Source organism: Mycolicibacterium austroafricanum (genome assembly GCF_000612725.1).
Taxonomy (GTDB): Bacteria; Actinomycetota; Actinomycetes; order Mycobacteriales; family Mycobacteriaceae; genus Mycobacterium; species Mycobacterium austroafricanum.
Map to the genome: position 1 here is coordinate 1,382,415 of NZ_HG964450.1, position 16,828 is coordinate 1,399,242.

Sequence of the window (16,828 nt, forward strand, 5' to 3'; positions counted from 1 at the left end):
AGCCAGCCGCCGCCCCCGCCCGGTCGTCCGCCCGGTGGCGGCGGTCCGCCCGGTGGCGGTGGTCCGGCCGGCCCGCGCCGCAGCCTGCGTGAGCAGATCAACTGGAAGTGGGTGCGCCGGGGCTCGATCATCGCCGCGGCGGTGCTGATCCTGTTGCCGCTGCTGACCTTCGGGATGGCGTACATGATCGTCGACGTCCCCAAACCCGGGGACATCCGCACCGCGCAGGTGTCGACGATCCTGGCCAGCGACGGCAGCGAGATCGCCAAGATCGTCCCGCCGGAAGGCAACCGGGTCGACGTGAACATCGACCAGATCCCGGTCCATGTGCGCGACGCGGTGATGGCCGCCGAGGACCGCGACTTCTACTCCAACCCGGGCTTCTCGTTCACCGGGTTCCTCCGCGCGGCCAAGAACAACATCTTCGGCGGCGACCTGCAGGGCGGGTCGACGATCACCCAGCAGTACGTGAAGAACGCCCTCGTCGGAGACGCCCGGTCCGGGGTCGGCGGTCTCATCCGCAAGGCCAAAGAGCTGGTGATCTCGACGAAGATGTCCAGCGAATGGTCCAAAGACCAGGTGCTGCAGTCGTATCTGAACATCATCTACTTCGGCCGCGGCGCCTACGGGGTGGCGGCGGCTGCGCAGGCCTACTTCGGCAAGCCGGTCGAGCAAGTCACCGTTTCCGAGGGCGCGCTGCTGGCCGCGCTGATTCAGCGGCCGTCGGTGCTCGACCCGGCCGTCGACCCCGACGCCTCCGCGGTGCGGTGGAACTGGGTGCTCGACGGCATGGTCGAGATCGGTGCGCTGTCGCCGGAGGACCGTGCGGCGCAGGTGTTTCCGCCCACGATCCCGCCGGACCAGGCATTCACCCAGAACCAGACCACCGGGCCCAACGGACTGATCGAGCGCCAGGTGGTCAACGAGTTGATGGAGATCTTCGACATCAACGAGCAGACGCTGAACACCGAGGGCCTGCAGATCACCACGACGATCGACCCGCAGATGCAGGCCGCCGCCGTCGACGCGGTCGAGGAGTACATGGACGGGCAGGACCCGGACATGCGCACCGCCGTGGTGTCGATCGACCCGAGAACCGGGGGCGTACGGGCCTATTACGGCGGCTCGGACGCCAACGGGTTCGACTTCGCGCAGGCCGGTCTGCCCACCGGCTCGTCGTTCAAGGTGTTCGCGTTGGTCGCCGCGCTGCAGCAGGGGATGGGTCTGGGTTACCAGGTCGACAGTTCACCCGTCGAGGTCAACGGCATCAAGATCTCCAACGTCGAGGGCAACAGCTGCGGCACCTGCAACATCGCCGAGGCGCTGAAGCGGTCGTTGAACACCAGCTATTACCGGCTGATGCTGCAGCTGGAGAACGGCCCGCAGGACGTCGCCGACGCCGCACACGCGGCAGGCATCGCCGAGAGCTTCCCCGGCGTCGAGCACACCCTGTCCGAGGACGGTCAGGGCGGACCGCCCAACAACGGCGTCGTGCTCGGTCAGTACCAGTCCCGCGTCATCGACATGGCGTCGGCGTACGCCACGCTCGCCGCGTCCGGGGTGTATCACAAACCGCACTTCGTGCAGAAGGTCGTCAACGCCGAGGGCACCGTGCTTTTCGACGCGAGCCAGGAGGACAACACCGGCGAGCAGCGCATCGACAAGGCGGTGGCCGACAACGTGACCGCCGCGATGCAGCCGATCGCCGCGTACTCCAACGGGCACGCGCTCGCCGGAGGGCGGCCGTCGGCGGCCAAGACGGGCACCAACCAGCTCGGCGACACCGGCGCCAACCGTGACGCGTGGATGGTCGGATTCACCCCGTCGCTGTCGACGGCGGTCTGGGTGGGTACCACCGACGGCACCAAGCCGCTGGAGAACAAGTGGGGTTCACCGGTGTACGGCTCGGGGCTGCCGTCGGACATCTGGAAGGCGACGATGGACGGTGCGCTCGACGGCACCGACAACGAGAGCTTCCCCAAGCCTGAGGAGATCGGCGGGTACGCCGGCGTGCCGCAGGCCCCGCCGCCACCCTCGCCGAGCGTGACCGTGCCGCCGCCGCCGTCGGAGACCGTGATTCAGCCGACCCTGGAGATCGCGCCGGGCATCACGATTCCGTGGGGCCCGCCGACCACCGTGCCCGTCGCGCCGCCGGTCCCCGGTGCGCCGCCGGCGCCCGGCGCCCCGCCGCCTGCAGACGCGCCGGGAGCTCCGGTACCGCCGGGAGCGCCGCCGCCAGGCCCGCTGCCGCCCCCGTGACGGCGGAACCCGACTCGCCGGCGCCGGCGGCAGGGCCGGTCTCGCCGGCGCCGCACGAAGGGGTCGGCACGCCGGCCGGGCTGGATTCGCCGGCTCCGCCGGCAGAAGACCGACGGAGCCTCGACACCCGCGACCTGCCGAGCCGCACCGACACGATCGGGGCGGCGCTGTCCGAGACCATCGGCGGACCCGTCGGCCGGCACGCGCTGATTGGCCGCACCCGGTTCCTGACACCGCTGCGCGTGATGATGATCATCGCGCTGGTGTTCCTGGCGCTCGGCTACTCGACCAAGGCCGCATGCCTGCAGACGACCGGCACCGGTGCCGCGGATCAGCGGGTGGGGAACTGGGAGAACCAGCGCGCTTATTACCAGCTGTGCTACTCCGACACGGTCCCGCTGTACACCGCAGAGCTGTTGAACCTGGGCAAGTTTCCGTACAAGTCCAGTTGGCTGGAAACCGACGCCGAGGGCAAACCGCGTGCGCAGTACGACGGCGAGCCCGCGGTGCGGTACATGGAGTATCCGGTACTGACGGGCATCTACCAGTACCTGTCGATGTCGCTGGCGAAAACCTATACGGCCCTTACGAAACTGGTGTCGGTGCCGGTCATCGCCGAGGTGGTGATGTTCTTCAACATCGCGGCGCTGGGGCTGGCGCTGGCGTGGCTGACCACGTTGTGGGCCACAGCGATGCTGGCGGGTCCGCGACGGATCTGGGATGCCGCATTGCTGGCGGCGTCACCGATCGTGATCTTCCAGATCTTCACGAATTTCGACGCGCTGGCAACGGCGTTCGCGGCGGGCGCGCTGCTGGCGTGGGCGCGGCGAAGACCGACCCTCGCCGGTGTGCTGATCGGCCTGGGTGTTGCGGCCAAGCTGTATCCGCTGCTGCTGCTCGTGCCGCTGACGCTGCTCGCGGTGCGGACGGGCCGGCTGCGGGAAGCCGGCAAGACGGCGGCGGCCGCTGTGCTGGCTTGGGTGGTGGTGAACCTGCCGATCATGGTGCTGTTTCCGCGCGGCTGGTCGGAGTTCTTCCGGCTCAACACCCGGCGCGGCGACGACATGGACTCGATCTACAACGTGGTGAAGTCGTTCACGGGTTGGCGCGGGTTCGACCCCGAGCTGGGGTTCTGGGAGCCGCCGGTGGTGCTCAACACGGTGACTGCCGCGCTGTTCGCGGCGTGCTGCATCGTGATCGGCTACATCGTTCTGACGGCCGAGCGCAGGCCCCGGGTCGCGCAGATCGCGTTTCTGGTGGTGGCGGCGTTTCTGCTGACCAACAAGGTGTGGAGTCCGCAGTTCTCGCTGTGGCTGGTGCCGCTGGCGGTGCTGGCGCTGCCGCACCGGCGGATCCTGTTGGCGTGGATGACCGTCGACATGCTGGTGTGGGTGCCGCGCATGCTCTATCTGTTCGGTGAGCAGAAGATGGGCTTGCCGGAGCAGGCGTTCACCGCCACCGTGCTGTTGCGCGACCTCGCGGTTGTTGGGTTGTGCGCGTTGGTGATTCGTGAGATCTACCGGCCCGGGCTGGACCTGGTGCGCCAGGGCGGGGTCGACGATCCGGCGGGCGGGGTGTTCGACGGGGCGCCCGATGCGCCGCCGCGCTGGCTGCCGGACTGGCTGCGCCCCCGCCCCCTGGTGAATTCGGCGCGCCAGGCGACCGCCCGCGTCGCATCGCGCGCCCGATCCGCCGGCGATTTCGCAGATCAGGGCACGTCCCTGTAGCCTGAACCGGTTGCCGACGCAGGCGACCCTCCTGCCACGGACACGCCGTGGCCGACCAGACCAGAGGAGGTGATGGGTTTCTCATGCGTCCATACGAAATCATGGTCATTCTCGACCCCACACTTGACGAGCGCACCGTAGCTCCGTCGCTGGAGACGTTCCTGAACGTCATCCGCAAGGACGGCGGCACTGTCGACAAGGTCGACATCTGGGGCCGGCGGCGCCTGGCCTACGAGATCGCCAAGCACGCCGAGGGCATCTACGCGATTGTCGACGTCAAGGCGGAGCCGGCGACGGTGTCCGAACTCGACCGCCAGCTGAACCTGAACGAGTCCGTGCTGCGGACCAAGGTGATGCGGACCGACAAGCACTAAAGGGTGCCGCTCGTCGGGACCGCTGCGTAGGCTCGCGCCCAACGCCCACCTTGAGGAGGAACTCGTGGCTGGTGACACCACCATCACCGTCGTCGGAAACCTGACGGCAGATCCTGAACTGCGCTTCACCCCTTCCGGTGCCGCGGTGGCCAACTTCACGGTTGCGTCCACGCCGCGCATCTACGACCGCCAGAGCGGTGAGTGGAAGGACGGCGAAGCGCTGTTCCTGCGGTGCAACATCTGGCGCGAGGCCGCCGAGAACGTCGCGGAGAGCCTGACTCGCGGTTCGCGGGTCATCGTGACCGGACGGCTCAAGCAGCGTTCCTTCGAGACCCGCGAGGGCGAGAAGCGCACCGTGGTCGAGGTCGAGGTCGAGGAGATCGGACCTTCGCTGCGCTACGCGACCGCCAAGGTCAACAAAGCAAGCCGCAGTGGCGGCGGGGGCGGCGGATTCGGCGGCGGTGGCGGGGGCGGCAACTCGCGCCCCGCGGCCAACAGCGCACCGGCCGAGGACCCGTGGGGCAGCGCGCCCGCGTCGGGCTCGTTCGGTGGCGCCGACGACGAACCGCCCTTCTGACAACACAACTCATCAGTGATTTCTAGAAAGAGATAGACACATGGCCAAGTCCTCCACCAAGAGGCGCCCGGCTCCGGAAAAGCCGGTCAAAACTCGCAAGTGCGTGTTCTGCTCGAAGAAGGGCAAGAACCAGGACATCGACTACAAGGACACGCAGCTGCTGCGTACCTACATCAGCGAGCGCGGCAAGATCCGCGCCCGCCGGGTGACGGGCAACTGCGTTCAGCACCAGCGCGATATCGCGATCGCGGTGAAGAACGCCCGCGAGGTCGCACTGCTGCCGTTCAGCTCGTCGACGCGATAGGGACCACGACAATGAAACTGATTCTCACTGCCGAGGTGGAGCACCTGGGCGTTCCCGGTGACGCTGTCGAGGTCAAGGACGGCTACGGCCGCAACTACCTGCTGCCCCGCGGCCTGGCCATCGTGGCCACCCGTGGTGCCCAGCGCCAGGCCGACGACATCCGTCGGGCCCAGGAGCTCAAGAGCGTCAAGGGCCTCGAGCACGCCAACGAGCTGAAGCAGGCCATCGAGGGCCTCGAGTCCGTCGAGCTGGCCGTCAAGACCGCCGCCGATTCCGGCAAGCTGTTCGGTTCGGTGACCGCGGCTGACGTCGTCGCCGCGATCAAGAAGGCCGGCGGCCCGAACCTGGACAAGCGGACCATCGGCCTGCCCAAGGCGCACATCAAGACGACCGGCGCCCACGACATCGCGGTGCGGTTGCACCCCGAGGTGACGGCCGCACTGTCGCTGAACGTCGTCGCGGGCTAGTCGGCTCCGGCTCACAACGGCCGGGTGAGGACCTTCCGGGGGTCTCACCCGGCCGTTGCACGTTCGGGGGCGAACAAATGGCGGCAAAGCGATCCCAGCGAACCTAACCGGCTGTTAACCTTCTCGGCCCCGCGGTGAAACACAACACGCCCGAGATGGAAACCGCGTACGACACGCCGGGCAATTTCCCATCCACAGCCATTCGACCGGCCTACCGTTCGTCTATCTGCGAAGACAGGGTCAGCGTCGACGTTTACTAACAGGTTCTCCCCAGCACCTCAACATGGCCGACCAGAGCTATCCACAGACCATCCACAGGGTCATCAACAGGGACGACTTGCTTCCCGTCCAGCAACGTCTAACGTTGTCCGCCGCAGGGGTTCCCGGCGGGGTTTGTCGGAGGCGAGAGTTAGCATCGCGGCGGTAGACTTCGAACGTATGTTCACACTGCGACGACGGAGGGGAGAGTGCGCTGCGTGGCTGTCGTAGATGACCGGGGCCGCCCCGGGGACCCGTCGCAGATGGAGCCGCCGCCGAGCGAGGATTTCGGCCGCCAACCTCCGCAAGACGCCGCAGCCGAGCAGGCCGTGCTGGGCGGCATGCTGCTGAGCAAGGACGCCGTCGCCGACGTCCTGGAGAAGCTGCGTCCCGGAGATTTCTACAAGCCCGCGAATCAGCTCGTTTACGACGCGATCCTCGACCTCTACGGGCGCGGGGAGCCGGCCGACGCCGTCACGGTCGCCGCAGAACTCGACCGTCGCGGCCTGTTGCGCCGAGTGGGCGGCGCGCCGTATCTGCACACGCTGATCTCGACCGTGCCGACCGCGGCCAACGCGGGCTACTACGCCGAGATCGTCGCGGAGAAGTCCCTCTTGCGCCGCCTCGTCGAGGCGGGGACGCGCGTCGTGCAGTACGGCTACGCGGGAGCCGACGGGGCCGACGTCAACGAGATCGTGGACCGCGCCCAGGCCGAGATCTACGACGTCACCGAACGCAAATCCTCTGAGGATTTCGTGATCCTGGAGGAGATCCTCCAGCCGGCGATGGACGAGATCGACGCGATCGCCTCGGAGGGCGGGGTTTCCAAGGGCGTCCCCACCGGATTCACCGATCTCGACGAGTTGACCAACGGGCTGCATCCGGGCCAGATGATCGTCGTCGCGGCGAGGCCCGGTATGGGGAAGGCGCTGGCCTTGGACACCCCGTTGCCGACGCCCACGGGGTGGACGACGATGGCCGACGTCGCGGTGGGGGATCTGCTGATTGGTGCCGACGGCAAGCCCACGCGAGTCGTCGCGGCAACCGAGGTGATGGTGGGCCGGCCGTGTTACGAGGTCGAGTTCTCCGACGGCACCGTCATCGTCGCGGATGCGGACCACCAGTGGCTGACCGAAACTCGGGCGTCGCGAAAGTCTGCGCAGGCCGCAGCCGTCGGCTACAACCGATACAAGAATCAGCGGACATTCGCTGCGGTCCGAACGACGCGTGAGATCGGAGAGACGCTGCGTTGCCCGACCGCCGACCGTCGCCTGAACCACTCCGTGGTCAACGCGGCGCCGATCGAAGCGCCTGTCGCAGACCTGCTCCTTCCGCCCTACACGCTGGGTGCTTGGCTGGGGGACGGGACGTCGCGGGCCGCTCAGATCACGACCGCCGACCCGGAGATCCTGATGAGGATCGAAGCGGAGGGCCTTGTGACGGTTCCCTTGCCCGGGGCCAGGATGCGGTACGGGCTTCAGCTGCCCACCGAGGCGCCGGCCGGGACTCGCGAGTGCGTCGTGTGTGGAGCGTCGTTCACTCCGAGCACCAGCCAGGTGCGAACCTGCGGGCGTTCGTGCGGGGGACGGGCCCGTTTTGTGTCCGAACCTGTTGCTGCGCCGACCTGTTCACACTGTGGCGGGCCGTCGTGCGGGCTTCGGTTGTGCCAATCCTGTCGTAACGCGGTGGGCACGGTTCAGGGTCGTCTACGGACGATCGGCGTCCTGGGGAACAAGCACATCCCGACTGAGTACCTGCGTGCCTCTGAAGCGCAGCGGCGGGCGTTGCTTGCCGGCCTGCTCGATACGGATGGCACCGTCACCAATGGAGGTGCGGTCCAGTTCAGCGTCACCAGTCGGCGGCTCGCCGCTGACGTCGCCGAACTGGTCGTCTCGCTCGGCTATCGGTGCCAGGTGGCGACCAAGGCCGTGAAGGGGCGAACCGAAGCGTCCTCGACCGCGTATATCCTCAACTTCTCGACGACGGACTCAGTGTTCGGCCTGCATCGAAAAGACCTATCGCACAAGGAACGTCGCGCGTCGAGTTCCGTGCGATCCAACACACGCTTCATCGTGGATGTCCGTGAAATCGAGACGGTTCCCGTCCGGTGCGTGGAAGTCGACAACGACGACCACATGTACCTGGCGAGCCGCTCCATGATCCCGACGCACAACTCCACTCTGGGTTTGGATTTCATGCGGTCGTGCTCCATCAAGCACCACTTGCCGAGCATCGTGTTCTCGCTGGAGATGAGCAAGACCGAGATCGTCATGCGTCTGCTGTCGGCGGAGGCCAAGATCAAACTCGCCGACATGCGGTCCGGACGGATGAACGACGACGACTGGACTCGGCTGGCGCGTCGCATGAGCGAGATCAGCGAAGCCCCGTTGTACATCGACGACTCGCCGAACCTGACCATGATGGAGATCCGGGCCAAAGCGCGACGGTTGAAGCAGAAGGCGGACCTGCGTCTCGTCGTGATCGACTATCTCCAGCTGATGACGTCGGGCAAGAAGGTCGAATCGAGGCAGCAGGAAGTCTCCGAATTCTCAAGGCAGATCAAGCTTTTGGCGAAGGAGCTGGAAGTGCCGGTCGTCGCGATGAGCCAGCTCAACCGAGGCCCCGAGCAGCGAACTGACAAGAAGCCGATGTTGTCCGACCTCCGTGAGTCGGGTTCGATCGAACAGGACGCGGACATGGTCATCCTCCTGCATCGTCCCGATGCGTTCGAGTCGGATGACCCGCGCGGTGGAGAAGCGGACCTGATCGTCGCCAAGCACCGCGCCGGTCCGACGAGGACGATCACCGTGGCGCACCAACTGCATCTGTCGAGATTCTCGAACATGGCGAAATAGCGGCCGATTCTGTAGGGTCTCATTCCTGGTGTCATATTCTCATCCGCAATGTCATGTTGATGTCATATATGACAGCGCGGTGAGATTCGAGGCCCCTTGCTCCGGCGTGTCGATCGGCTCGGTTCGGAGCGTGGGTTGAAGATCGTGGTGATTCGCCCGAATGCTGGGAGCCGCGATTGTGCGTACGAAGCCCGCTTCCTCGAATGCCCCCAGCGCCATACCAGATCTCGTTGCGCGGACCAGCGTGTCCTATCGGAGCGCAAGTGATGGCCAGGAGATCGCACTCAAGCTGAGGGATGCAACCTCTGCCGCTCTCGCGGGCGCGGCTCCGTGGCGTACATTCCGCTGGGTCAAGGGCCAGAAGCACTATTCGGGCGCGTATTGGTCGGCAACGGAGGCCGGTCACGTGATCTACGAGTCGCGACTGGAACTTGCGCGGCTGTTGTACGCCGACTTCGACCCCTGCGTGAATCGAATTGTTGCCCAACCCTTTCTGCTGACGACCGAGATCAATGGGCAAGCGCGAAGGCACATTCCGGACTTCCTTCTGATCACCGACACCGGTGCTGTCGTGGTCGACGTCAAACCCCAACATCGGTTGACCGATCCCAAGGTTTCGTCAACTTTTGCGTGGACACGCACAGTCGTGAACGCCCAGGGATGGCGTTACGAGGTAGCCAGTGAACCGCCCGCCATCGAATTGGCGAACATCCGCTTCCTCGCCGGATACCGGAGGCCGCATCTCGTCGATAACACGCTTGTACGCCACGTGCGAGCGGCCGCGATCGATGGCGCCACCCTCACTGAAGCGATGAAACAAGTCGGCGGGCCTGCACCCCAGGCCCGCGCGACGATCCTGCATCTGATGTGGACCCAGGAATTCATCGTTGATACGACCCAGCCGCTGACAAGTCGAACACCGCTACGGAGAAGAACCGCGTGACCGCGTATGGCGTCCGGATCGGAGTGGGGACGCGCTTCAGCTATGACGGCGAAGCCGTCGAGATTATCGAGGTCCTGACGACACCGGCTGGCAACGAGGTAGTCCTCAAAGCTGTTCGTGACCAGAGCATCCGGCGGATGGCCCTGCGAGAGCTGCTCAATTCCACCATGGCCCAGGTCATTCCAGACGGGGCTGGCCCGTGCGCCGAAGATGATGCGGAGATCGCTGGAGTCGTACTGGCCCAACTGTCCGACTTGGACCGGGCGGAAGTCGCAGCACGCGCGGAGCACGTGCGAGAAGTGCTGACCGGGTTTAGATCTGGCCATAGTGAGTTGCCCCAACCGGGTGAACCTCGACCAGAGTTCGATCCACATCTCCCATTGGAGGCCAAGTACGCCGCAAAATCCGCCGAGCTCGCCGTTACAGACAGGACCGTCAAACGCTGGGTCCATGCCTACCGCCATCTGGGTGTGGCCGGTCTGGCCAACGAAACGGCCGATCAGCCGACGAGAACCGACAGTCGCTGGATTGAAACCGCGCTCGAGGTGATGGTCGAACACACGGATCAGTCGCGGCCGTCACAGACGATGGTGATCGACCGGACGAACGCGAGAGTGTTGGCACGATTCGGGGACGGCGTAGTGAAGTCTCCGAGTCGCGCTACCGCCCACCGGATCCTCGCGAAACTCGAGAAACAACATCCGACGTTCCATTTGAGTACGAAGCGCAACCGCGACATCGCCGATCGTCCGACCGAAGCGTATGGGAAGCTGCGTCCGACTCGGCCCGGTGAGTACCTCTTGATGGATACCACGCGGTTGGATGTTTTCGCGCTGGATCCGGACACGTTGCGGTGGGTGCAAGCGGAGTTGACGGTCGGAATGGATTGGTACACGCGGTGTGTCACCGGAATCCGGGTGACCCCGGTGTCGACGAAATCGGTCGACGCCGCGGCGGTGCTCTATCAGGCGTATCGCCCGCGACCACCGGGGCGTGATTGGCCCACGCACGCTGTGTGGCCCGAGCATGGGATCCCACGTGCGGTCCTCGTTGACGTGGACGCGGTCGACGGCGCGGGTGCGTCCGGGCCGGCGATCGTGCCGGAGACGATTGTGGTCGATCACGGCAAAATCTTCGTCTCCGAGCATTTGACGAGTGTCTGTCAGCGGATGGGGGTGTCGATTCAGCCGGCCCGGTTGCGGACGGGTCGGGACAAGGGACCGGTGGAGCGGTTCTTCCGGACCATTCGGGAGGACCTTCTTCAGGCGCTGCCGGGATACAAAGGCCCCGACGTGCACTCGCGAGGGCTGGACCCGGGGTCCGAGGCATTCTTTTATCTCGACGAGTTGGAGGCGATCATCCGCGAGTGGGTGGCAGTGGTCTACCACCACCGGCCCCACGACGGTTTGGTGGATCCGCATGTGCCCGGTCTGAGGATGTCGCCGGCGCTGATGTTCGAGCACGGTATGGCCCGGGCCGGATATATCGAGGCGCCGCGCGGTCCTGATCTGGCCTATGAGTTCTTGAAGACCGAGTGGCGCAAGATCCAGCATTACGGGGTTGATTTCGGCGGCCGCCGCTATAACGGGCCTGCGCTGAACCCGTACCGCAACATGACAAGCCCGTACACCGGGAAGGCCAAGGGCCGCTGGCCTATTCAGCATGACCCCGATGACGTGACCCGCATCTATTTCCGCGATCCGGAGACCCGGACCTGGCACACGTTGATGTGGGAGCACGCCGCTTCAATGGACATGCCGCTGAGTGAGGACGCTCTCCAGTTCGCCCGCAAGCTCGCGGCGTCGAAGTACACCTATCCTGACGACCGCCTGGCGGTCGCCGACCTGCTGGAGCGCTGGAACCTCGGACTAGGTTCTTCAGTGGCCGAGAGACGGATCGCGCTGCGCCTCTCACGGGAAGCGTCGCTGCTCGACGCCGCTGAACCCGAAAACGAGGTCGCTGCAATGCCCTCCGTGGCACGGGTTCTGGCGATGGCCTCTCCGCCTGGCGTCGACGACAGCGCAGCCATCGAGCAGACCGAGCCTGAGGTCGGCGACGACGACCCCGACGACCGACTGGATGCGTTCGATGAGGACGACTTCTACGCCGATGCTTTGGAAGACGCATGAGGGCGCGAGAACCAGACACCACGGACAAGCCGCATCGGTTGGACAATCTGACATTGGCCCGCAAGGAGGGCTGGCAGCGATTCGTCAACACACCGGCCCGAATTCCACCGGAACCGTTGACCCGCCCCGAACTTGGGGCGCTTAGCGACTGTGCCTACGAGGATTACAACCGGCAACGCCGGGAGTGGCACGCCAACCTGGGCACCATCAAGACCCCGCAATTGGCCGCGCTTCATGAGGACCTGTGGGACATCGTCGACAGCAACCTGCAGGACGGCGATAAGGCTAAGGGCGCGGTGGCGATCGACGCGTTTCCGGGGCTGGGCAAAACCACCTCGGTGCTGGCGTTCGCGCGGGAGTATCACCGCCGCGAGATTGCCGCCGACGGATCTCAGACCCGCGAGGGGCATGAGCGTTGGCCGGTCTGTCGGGTGGGCCTCACCGGCAACACCGGGATGCTTGATTTCAACCGGGCGATGCTGTCGTTCTTCGCTCATCCGGGTGTTTCGCGCGGTAACGCCGCCCAGTTCGCGCACCGGGCACTGGACTGCGTCCTGGCGTGTGAGACCCGATTGCTGATCGTCGATGATCTGCACTTCCTGCGATGGCGCAACACCAGCGGTGTGGAGATCAGCAACCATTTCAAATACATCGCCAACGAGTTCCCGGTCACGTTGCTGTTCGTCGGCGTCGGGCTGGCCGCGCGAGGGCTGTTCTCCGAGGGCTGCACCTATGAGGATGCGGTCATCGCCCAGACCGGACGGCGCACCACCCAACTCGGCATGCGCCCGTTCGCCATCGACACCGACGAGGGCCGCCGCGAATGGCGCCAGCTGCTCCTGGCCCTGGAGAAGCGTATTGTGTTGGCCGACAAGCATCCCGGCATGCTGGCCAACGAACTGACCGACTATCTGTTCGTGCGAAGTACCGGGCATATCGGCTCGCTGATGACGTTGATCAACCGTGGCTGCCAACGCGCTATCCGCACCGGCGCTGAACGCCTCGACGGCGAGCTACTGGACCGCGTCAAGAACGACGCTGCCTCGGAGAAGGCCCGCCAGGAGTTGGCGGCAGCATTCGATACGCGACGGTTGAGCACAGCGGTCGGCAAGGCCGGATGAACACCGTTCGAACGCTTCCGATCCGCGTCGCGCCGCTTTCGGGGGAATCGATTGACTCCTGGCTTGAAGCGATCGCCCACCGATCCGAGACCGCGTGGGGTGACCTGCTGACCGCGGTGGCTCTCACCTCACCGGACAACAGATCCAACACCTGGATTGTCCAGCTGCGCGACGCCGAAGCAGCTGCCCTCGGCGCAGCGGCCGGCGCTACACCCGCCGTCGTACACGCGATGACGTTGTCGCACTACGCGAACAGGGCGGTGGGAATAGACCTGGCGACCGGCCGGTTCCTGCGCACCTTTCCGTGGGGTCGAGCCCGCGGATCGCGCTACTGCCCGCACTGTCTGGCTGACACCGGTGGGCGCTGGCAGCTGGCCTGGCGACTCGGCTGGGCGTTCGCCTGCACCCAGCATCGCTGTCTGCTGGCCGATGTCTGCCCGACATGTCACAGCGCGCAACGCCACCGCACCCACATAGCGACCGCTGTCCCGCGCCCCGGTTACTGCGCCAACCCCGCCATCGGACAGACCGGATCCGCACCCGCGCGGTGCGGCACGAAGCTCGCCGACACCTCGGTAGCCCGATTCGACGATGATCACCCGCTGCTGGCCGCGCAGCGCACGGTGTATGACGTAATCGAGTGTGGTGTCGGTGATTTCGGTGTCTACCGCACAGCGCCGCAACCACAACGTGCGGTCCTGGCCGACATCCGGGTCGTCGCGGGACGAATCCTGACCTACGCCGCACCTGAGGAACTCGCCCAAGCAGTCCCCGCCGATCTGTTGAGCGCCTACCGCGCGGTGTCGGCCCAACCCAGCCCGCGGTCCGGCCGGCCATATGCGGAAGGCAAGCCCGGCCTGGCCGCACCCGCACGCGCCGAGACGGCCGCCGTCGGTGTCGTCGCCACCATGGGCATCCTGGGAGCTCGTGACATCGACTCGGCGGGTGACAAGATGCGCTGGCTGGTCACCGGCGCCCGCACGCAGGGACTGTCGGTCAATGCCACCACCCTTGGCCATGGCCGCGGAAAGTCCGACAACCTTTGTGCCGTGCAACTCAGCGCCCTTGCCCCGCTGCTGGCCCCGGGCGATCAGCTGCGCTACCGAATCGGAACCCCAATGCCCCGCCGACCGACGCGCGACCGCGCGAGACTCGACCGCCTTGCCCGACGCACCCCGACGATGCTGTGGCCGGCATGGTCACTGCAGCTGGCAACAGCTGAGTGCAACCAGAAACAGCTGCGGCCCGCATTGTCCACGGCGCTGCTGTTCGTCGAGACGCCCGCCCGGTTGCGCGAAGCCGCCGGGCTTCTAACCTGTCCTCTTCATGAGCAGTCCGTGTTGGCCGTGCTGCGCAAACTCGCCCGCTCCCAACACTGGGACCACATTCGGCAGGCGCTGACGTGCCTGGCCGACTATCTGGCCGCCACCGACACCCCCATCGACTACCAGCGCCGCCGCCGGCTCGACTACACAGAGCTACTCTCACCAGCAGAGTGGGCGCGGATCTGCCGCGACACCGGCACCGCGGGCGGCACCGCCGCCCGCGCCAAGAACGTGAGGTTCTACCTCTTCGAGCGCCTCAGCGGCATGCCCGCCGCCGTGGCAGCGCCCGGCACCGTCGGCAACGACGAAGCCCTCAAGAGGGCCGCCGACTTCCCGCGTCACCTCACCCCGGAACTGAACAAGGCCTTGCGCGACCATGCCAGCGACTTCCTGAGAAAGCAGGGCGTCACTGACGAGCCCGCCTTCTGGCACCCTCCGACCACGCTCCTGGACCCGTTCACCCTGCCGAGTCCCGCCCCAGCCGCACTTGACACACCAGTGCTACACAGCATGATTCGCCGTCGCCGCTTAACGCTCAGCGCCGCCGCCAGCCAGCTAGACACCACACTCGATGATGTCCGGTATGTGTTGGAGTGCCATCCAGCACCGGCGAACGCAGCAACTCCGCGGGGGCCCCAAACGCGTCTGGTCTACGGCGCCGCAAAGTCCGCGTTGCCGCGCGAGAAGCTGATTCAGTTGTACGAGAGCGAGGGACACAGCCTGCGTGACATCGCCGCGACTGTCGGTGTCAGCCGCCAAACCATCAGCCGCCTGGCCGCCGAATACGGCATCGCCTTGCGTGAGGCACTCCGGCGGCCGATCTACGACATCGACGCCACTTGGCTCTACGAGCAGTACGTCACCAAGCACCGTTCCCTCGAGGATCTCGCCGCTGAGTGCGGCATGAGCGTGGCCAACATGGCTCGGTGGGCCAGAGCGCATTGCATCCCGGTACGAAGACTCAGCCGCTACACCCCCCACGAACTTGCGGCCGACAGGCGCATCCCACCGATACTGCGCCCCGCGCTTTCCGGGGTGGGCGGATGGGAACGACTGCAACGGTTCGCCGAAGCTTCCGGGTACCGAACACTGCATGTCGCGGCCCAGGAACTGGGACTGAACCAATTCGCGCTGATCGACCAGGTGAACCGGATCGAAAGGGATCTCGGGAGCCCGATCCTTGTGCGAGCCAACGCCGGACGGCCCATGCAATTGACTCCATTCGGATTCCAGGTGGTGGCAGCAGTCGCAGACATGGCAGGCAGGATCAACGAGGCCGCATCACAATCTAGTGGGACGCGTAGTGCGAGATCTGTGTCAGGTCCAGCTGAGCCGCGGGCGACAGTACCTACCGGCTCACCGTGAGTGATTACTGCCCTCGGTCCGCTTGCGTGCCACGAACTCGTCGAAATCGAACGGCGTCGACTCCCCACAGCGTTCACCGTCGACAAGCGCCTCGCGCAGAGCGCGCAACCGCATTTCGCGATCTTCGAGCAGCCGCAGAGCAGTGCGCACAACGTCACTGGCTGGCCGATAACGGCCCGCGGAAACTGCCTGCTCGATGAACGCGCTGCAGTGCTCGTCGAGACTGAACGAGGTCTGGCGTTGGTCGTGGATGAGGGCGTCGTTTGTTCGTGAATGTTGACGTCAGGTTCGGCGGGTTCGGGTGTGGTGTGTTCGCGAATGTTGACGTCACTTGTCGGTGTTGTCGCGGCTGCGGAGTGTGTGGGCGAGGCGGTAGGAGTCGGTGCCGGTTTCGATAATGTTGCCGCCGAAGGTGAGCCTGTCGACGATGGCTGCGCAGAGTCGTGGGTCGGTGAAGGTCTTGGTCCATCCGCTGAAGGCTTCGTTGCTGGCGATGCCCACGGATGCTTTTTCTTCGCGTTCGGTGAGAACTTGGAAGAGCAGTTCGGCGCCGCGCTTGTCGAGGGCCATGTAGCCGAGTTCGTCGATGCACAGTAGGTCCACGCGGCCGTAGCGGGCGATCGTTTTGGTGAGCGTCATTTCGTCGGCGGCTTCGACGAGTTCGTTGACCAGTTTGGCGGCGAGGGTGTACTTCACCCGGAATCCTGCCATGGCCGCTTCGGTTCCTAGGGCGATGAGTAGGTGGCTCTTGCCGGTGCCGCTGTCGCCGATGAGGCAGAGGGGTTGGCCTTTGCGTACCCAGTCTGCGGTGGCCAGGGTGTTGATGACGGCGGGGTCGACGTTCGGGTTTGCGGTGTAGTCGAAAGTGCGAAGGGACTTTTCGCGTGGGAAGGCCGCGGCGCGGATGCGGCGTTCGGAGCGTCGGCGGGCACGGTCGTCACATTCGGCCAGGAGTAGTTCGGCGAGGAAGGCGCGGTAGGACTGCTGTTGGCGGGCGGCGGTGTCAGCGGTTTCGGGGAAGTGGGTTCGGATGGTGGGGAGGCGGAGCATGCGGCAGGCTTGGTCAATCGCGGCATCGGCGGCTTGTTCGGTGAGTCCGCGACGGGTGGGAGCGTTCATCGGCG

13 protein-coding genes are annotated in these 16,828 nt (G+C 65.8%); 11 read left to right on the forward strand and 2 right to left on the reverse strand.

The window, feature by feature from the left end; translation table 11 throughout:
- The 11 genes from BN976_RS06530 to BN976_RS06580 all read left to right on the forward strand — a co-directional run.
- Window positions 1-2,259 (forward strand): transglycosylase domain-containing protein (locus tag BN976_RS06530; protein WP_158498003.1); only part of this gene is annotated, 2,259 nt, incomplete at its 5' end.
- An 80-nt stretch (window positions 2,260-2,339) separates the two neighbouring features.
- The gene (locus BN976_RS06535) at window positions 2,340-3,986 is read left to right on the forward strand and encodes a glycosyltransferase family 87 protein (RefSeq protein WP_051558344.1); all 1,647 of its coding nucleotides are present in this window, start codon (window positions 2,340-2,342) and stop codon (window positions 3,984-3,986) included.
- 83 nt (window positions 3,987-4,069) lie between these two features.
- Window positions 4,070-4,360 carry a 30S ribosomal protein S6 gene (gene rpsF, locus BN976_RS06540; protein ID WP_011783131.1) on the forward strand — a complete coding sequence of 97 codons (291 nt, stop codon included), beginning with the start codon at window positions 4,070-4,072 and terminating at the stop codon, window positions 4,358-4,360.
- 64 nt (window positions 4,361-4,424) lie between these two features.
- Window positions 4,425-4,937, forward strand: a complete 513-nt coding sequence (locus tag BN976_RS06545; protein WP_011783130.1) for a single-stranded DNA-binding protein — start codon at window positions 4,425-4,427, stop codon at window positions 4,935-4,937.
- A gap of 40 nt (window positions 4,938-4,977) precedes the next feature.
- Window positions 4,978-5,241, forward strand: a complete 264-nt coding sequence (gene rpsR, locus BN976_RS06550; protein ID WP_011783129.1) for a 30S ribosomal protein S18 — start codon at window positions 4,978-4,980, stop codon at window positions 5,239-5,241.
- Window positions 5,242-5,252: 11 nt separating this feature from the next.
- Window positions 5,253-5,708: a 50S ribosomal protein L9 gene (rplI, locus tag BN976_RS06555; protein WP_011783128.1), complete on the forward strand. Its 456-nt coding sequence runs from the start codon at window positions 5,253-5,255 to the stop codon at window positions 5,706-5,708.
- Window positions 5,709-6,184: 476 nt separating this feature from the next.
- Entirely contained in the window at window positions 6,185-8,821 is a 2,637-nt protein-coding gene (gene dnaB, locus BN976_RS06560; protein WP_036369346.1) for a replicative DNA helicase, read from the forward strand.
- Window positions 8,822-9,065: 244 nt separating this feature from the next.
- Window positions 9,066-9,764 carry a TnsA-like heteromeric transposase endonuclease subunit gene (locus BN976_RS06565; protein WP_235621981.1) on the forward strand — a complete coding sequence of 233 codons (699 nt, stop codon included), beginning with the start codon at window positions 9,066-9,068 and terminating at the stop codon, window positions 9,762-9,764.
- A complete protein-coding gene (locus BN976_RS06570) occupies window positions 9,761-11,893 on the forward strand; it encodes a TnsB C-terminal domain-containing protein (protein WP_036368797.1) in 2,133 nt (710 codons plus the stop codon). Before BN976_RS06565 ends, BN976_RS06570 begins: the two co-directional genes overlap by 4 nt.
- Window positions 11,890-13,014: an ATP-binding protein gene (locus BN976_RS06575; RefSeq protein ID WP_036368799.1), complete on the forward strand. Its 1,125-nt coding sequence runs from the start codon at window positions 11,890-11,892 to the stop codon at window positions 13,012-13,014. The genes BN976_RS06570 and BN976_RS06575 overlap by 4 nt, the downstream gene beginning before the upstream one ends.
- On the forward strand, window positions 13,011-15,704 hold the full coding sequence (locus BN976_RS06580; RefSeq protein WP_051558305.1) for a TniQ family protein: 2,694 nt from the start codon (window positions 13,011-13,013) through the stop codon (window positions 15,702-15,704). The genes BN976_RS06575 and BN976_RS06580 overlap by 4 nt, the downstream gene beginning before the upstream one ends.
- On the opposite strand, the gene BN976_RS06585 is transcribed toward BN976_RS06580, so the two are convergent.
- Complete coding sequence (locus tag BN976_RS06585; protein WP_036368801.1) at window positions 15,696-15,956, reverse strand: type II toxin-antitoxin system ParD family antitoxin; 261 nt, start codon at window positions 15,954-15,956, stop codon at window positions 15,696-15,698. The two genes, BN976_RS06580 and BN976_RS06585, sit on opposite strands and share 9 nt — an antisense overlap.
- Window positions 15,957-16,031: 75 nt before the next feature.
- Window positions 16,032-16,823: an IS21-like element helper ATPase IstB gene (gene istB / locus BN976_RS06590; RefSeq protein WP_036368803.1), complete on the reverse strand. Its 792-nt coding sequence runs from the start codon at window positions 16,821-16,823 to the stop codon at window positions 16,032-16,034.
- Between the last annotated feature and the right edge of the window lie 5 nt (window positions 16,824-16,828).

Coding starts and splice junctions, on each gene's coding strand:
- rpsF (WP_011783131.1), top strand. CDS start 4,070: ATGCGTCCATACGAAATCATGGTCATTCTCGACCCCACACTTGACGAG.
- rpsR (WP_011783129.1), top strand. CDS start 4,978: ATGGCCAAGTCCTCCACCAAGAGGCGCCCGGCTCCGGAAAAGCCGGTC.
- rplI (WP_011783128.1), top strand. CDS start 5,253: ATGAAACTGATTCTCACTGCCGAGGTGGAGCACCTGGGCGTTCCCGGT.
- BN976_RS06575 (WP_036368799.1), top strand. CDS start 11,890: ATGAGGGCGCGAGAACCAGACACCACGGACAAGCCGCATCGGTTGGAC.
- BN976_RS06580 (WP_051558305.1), top strand. CDS start 13,011: ATGAACACCGTTCGAACGCTTCCGATCCGCGTCGCGCCGCTTTCGGGG.
- istB (WP_036368803.1), bottom strand. CDS start 16,823: ATGAACGCTCCCACCCGTCGCGGACTCACCGAACAAGCCGCCGATGCC.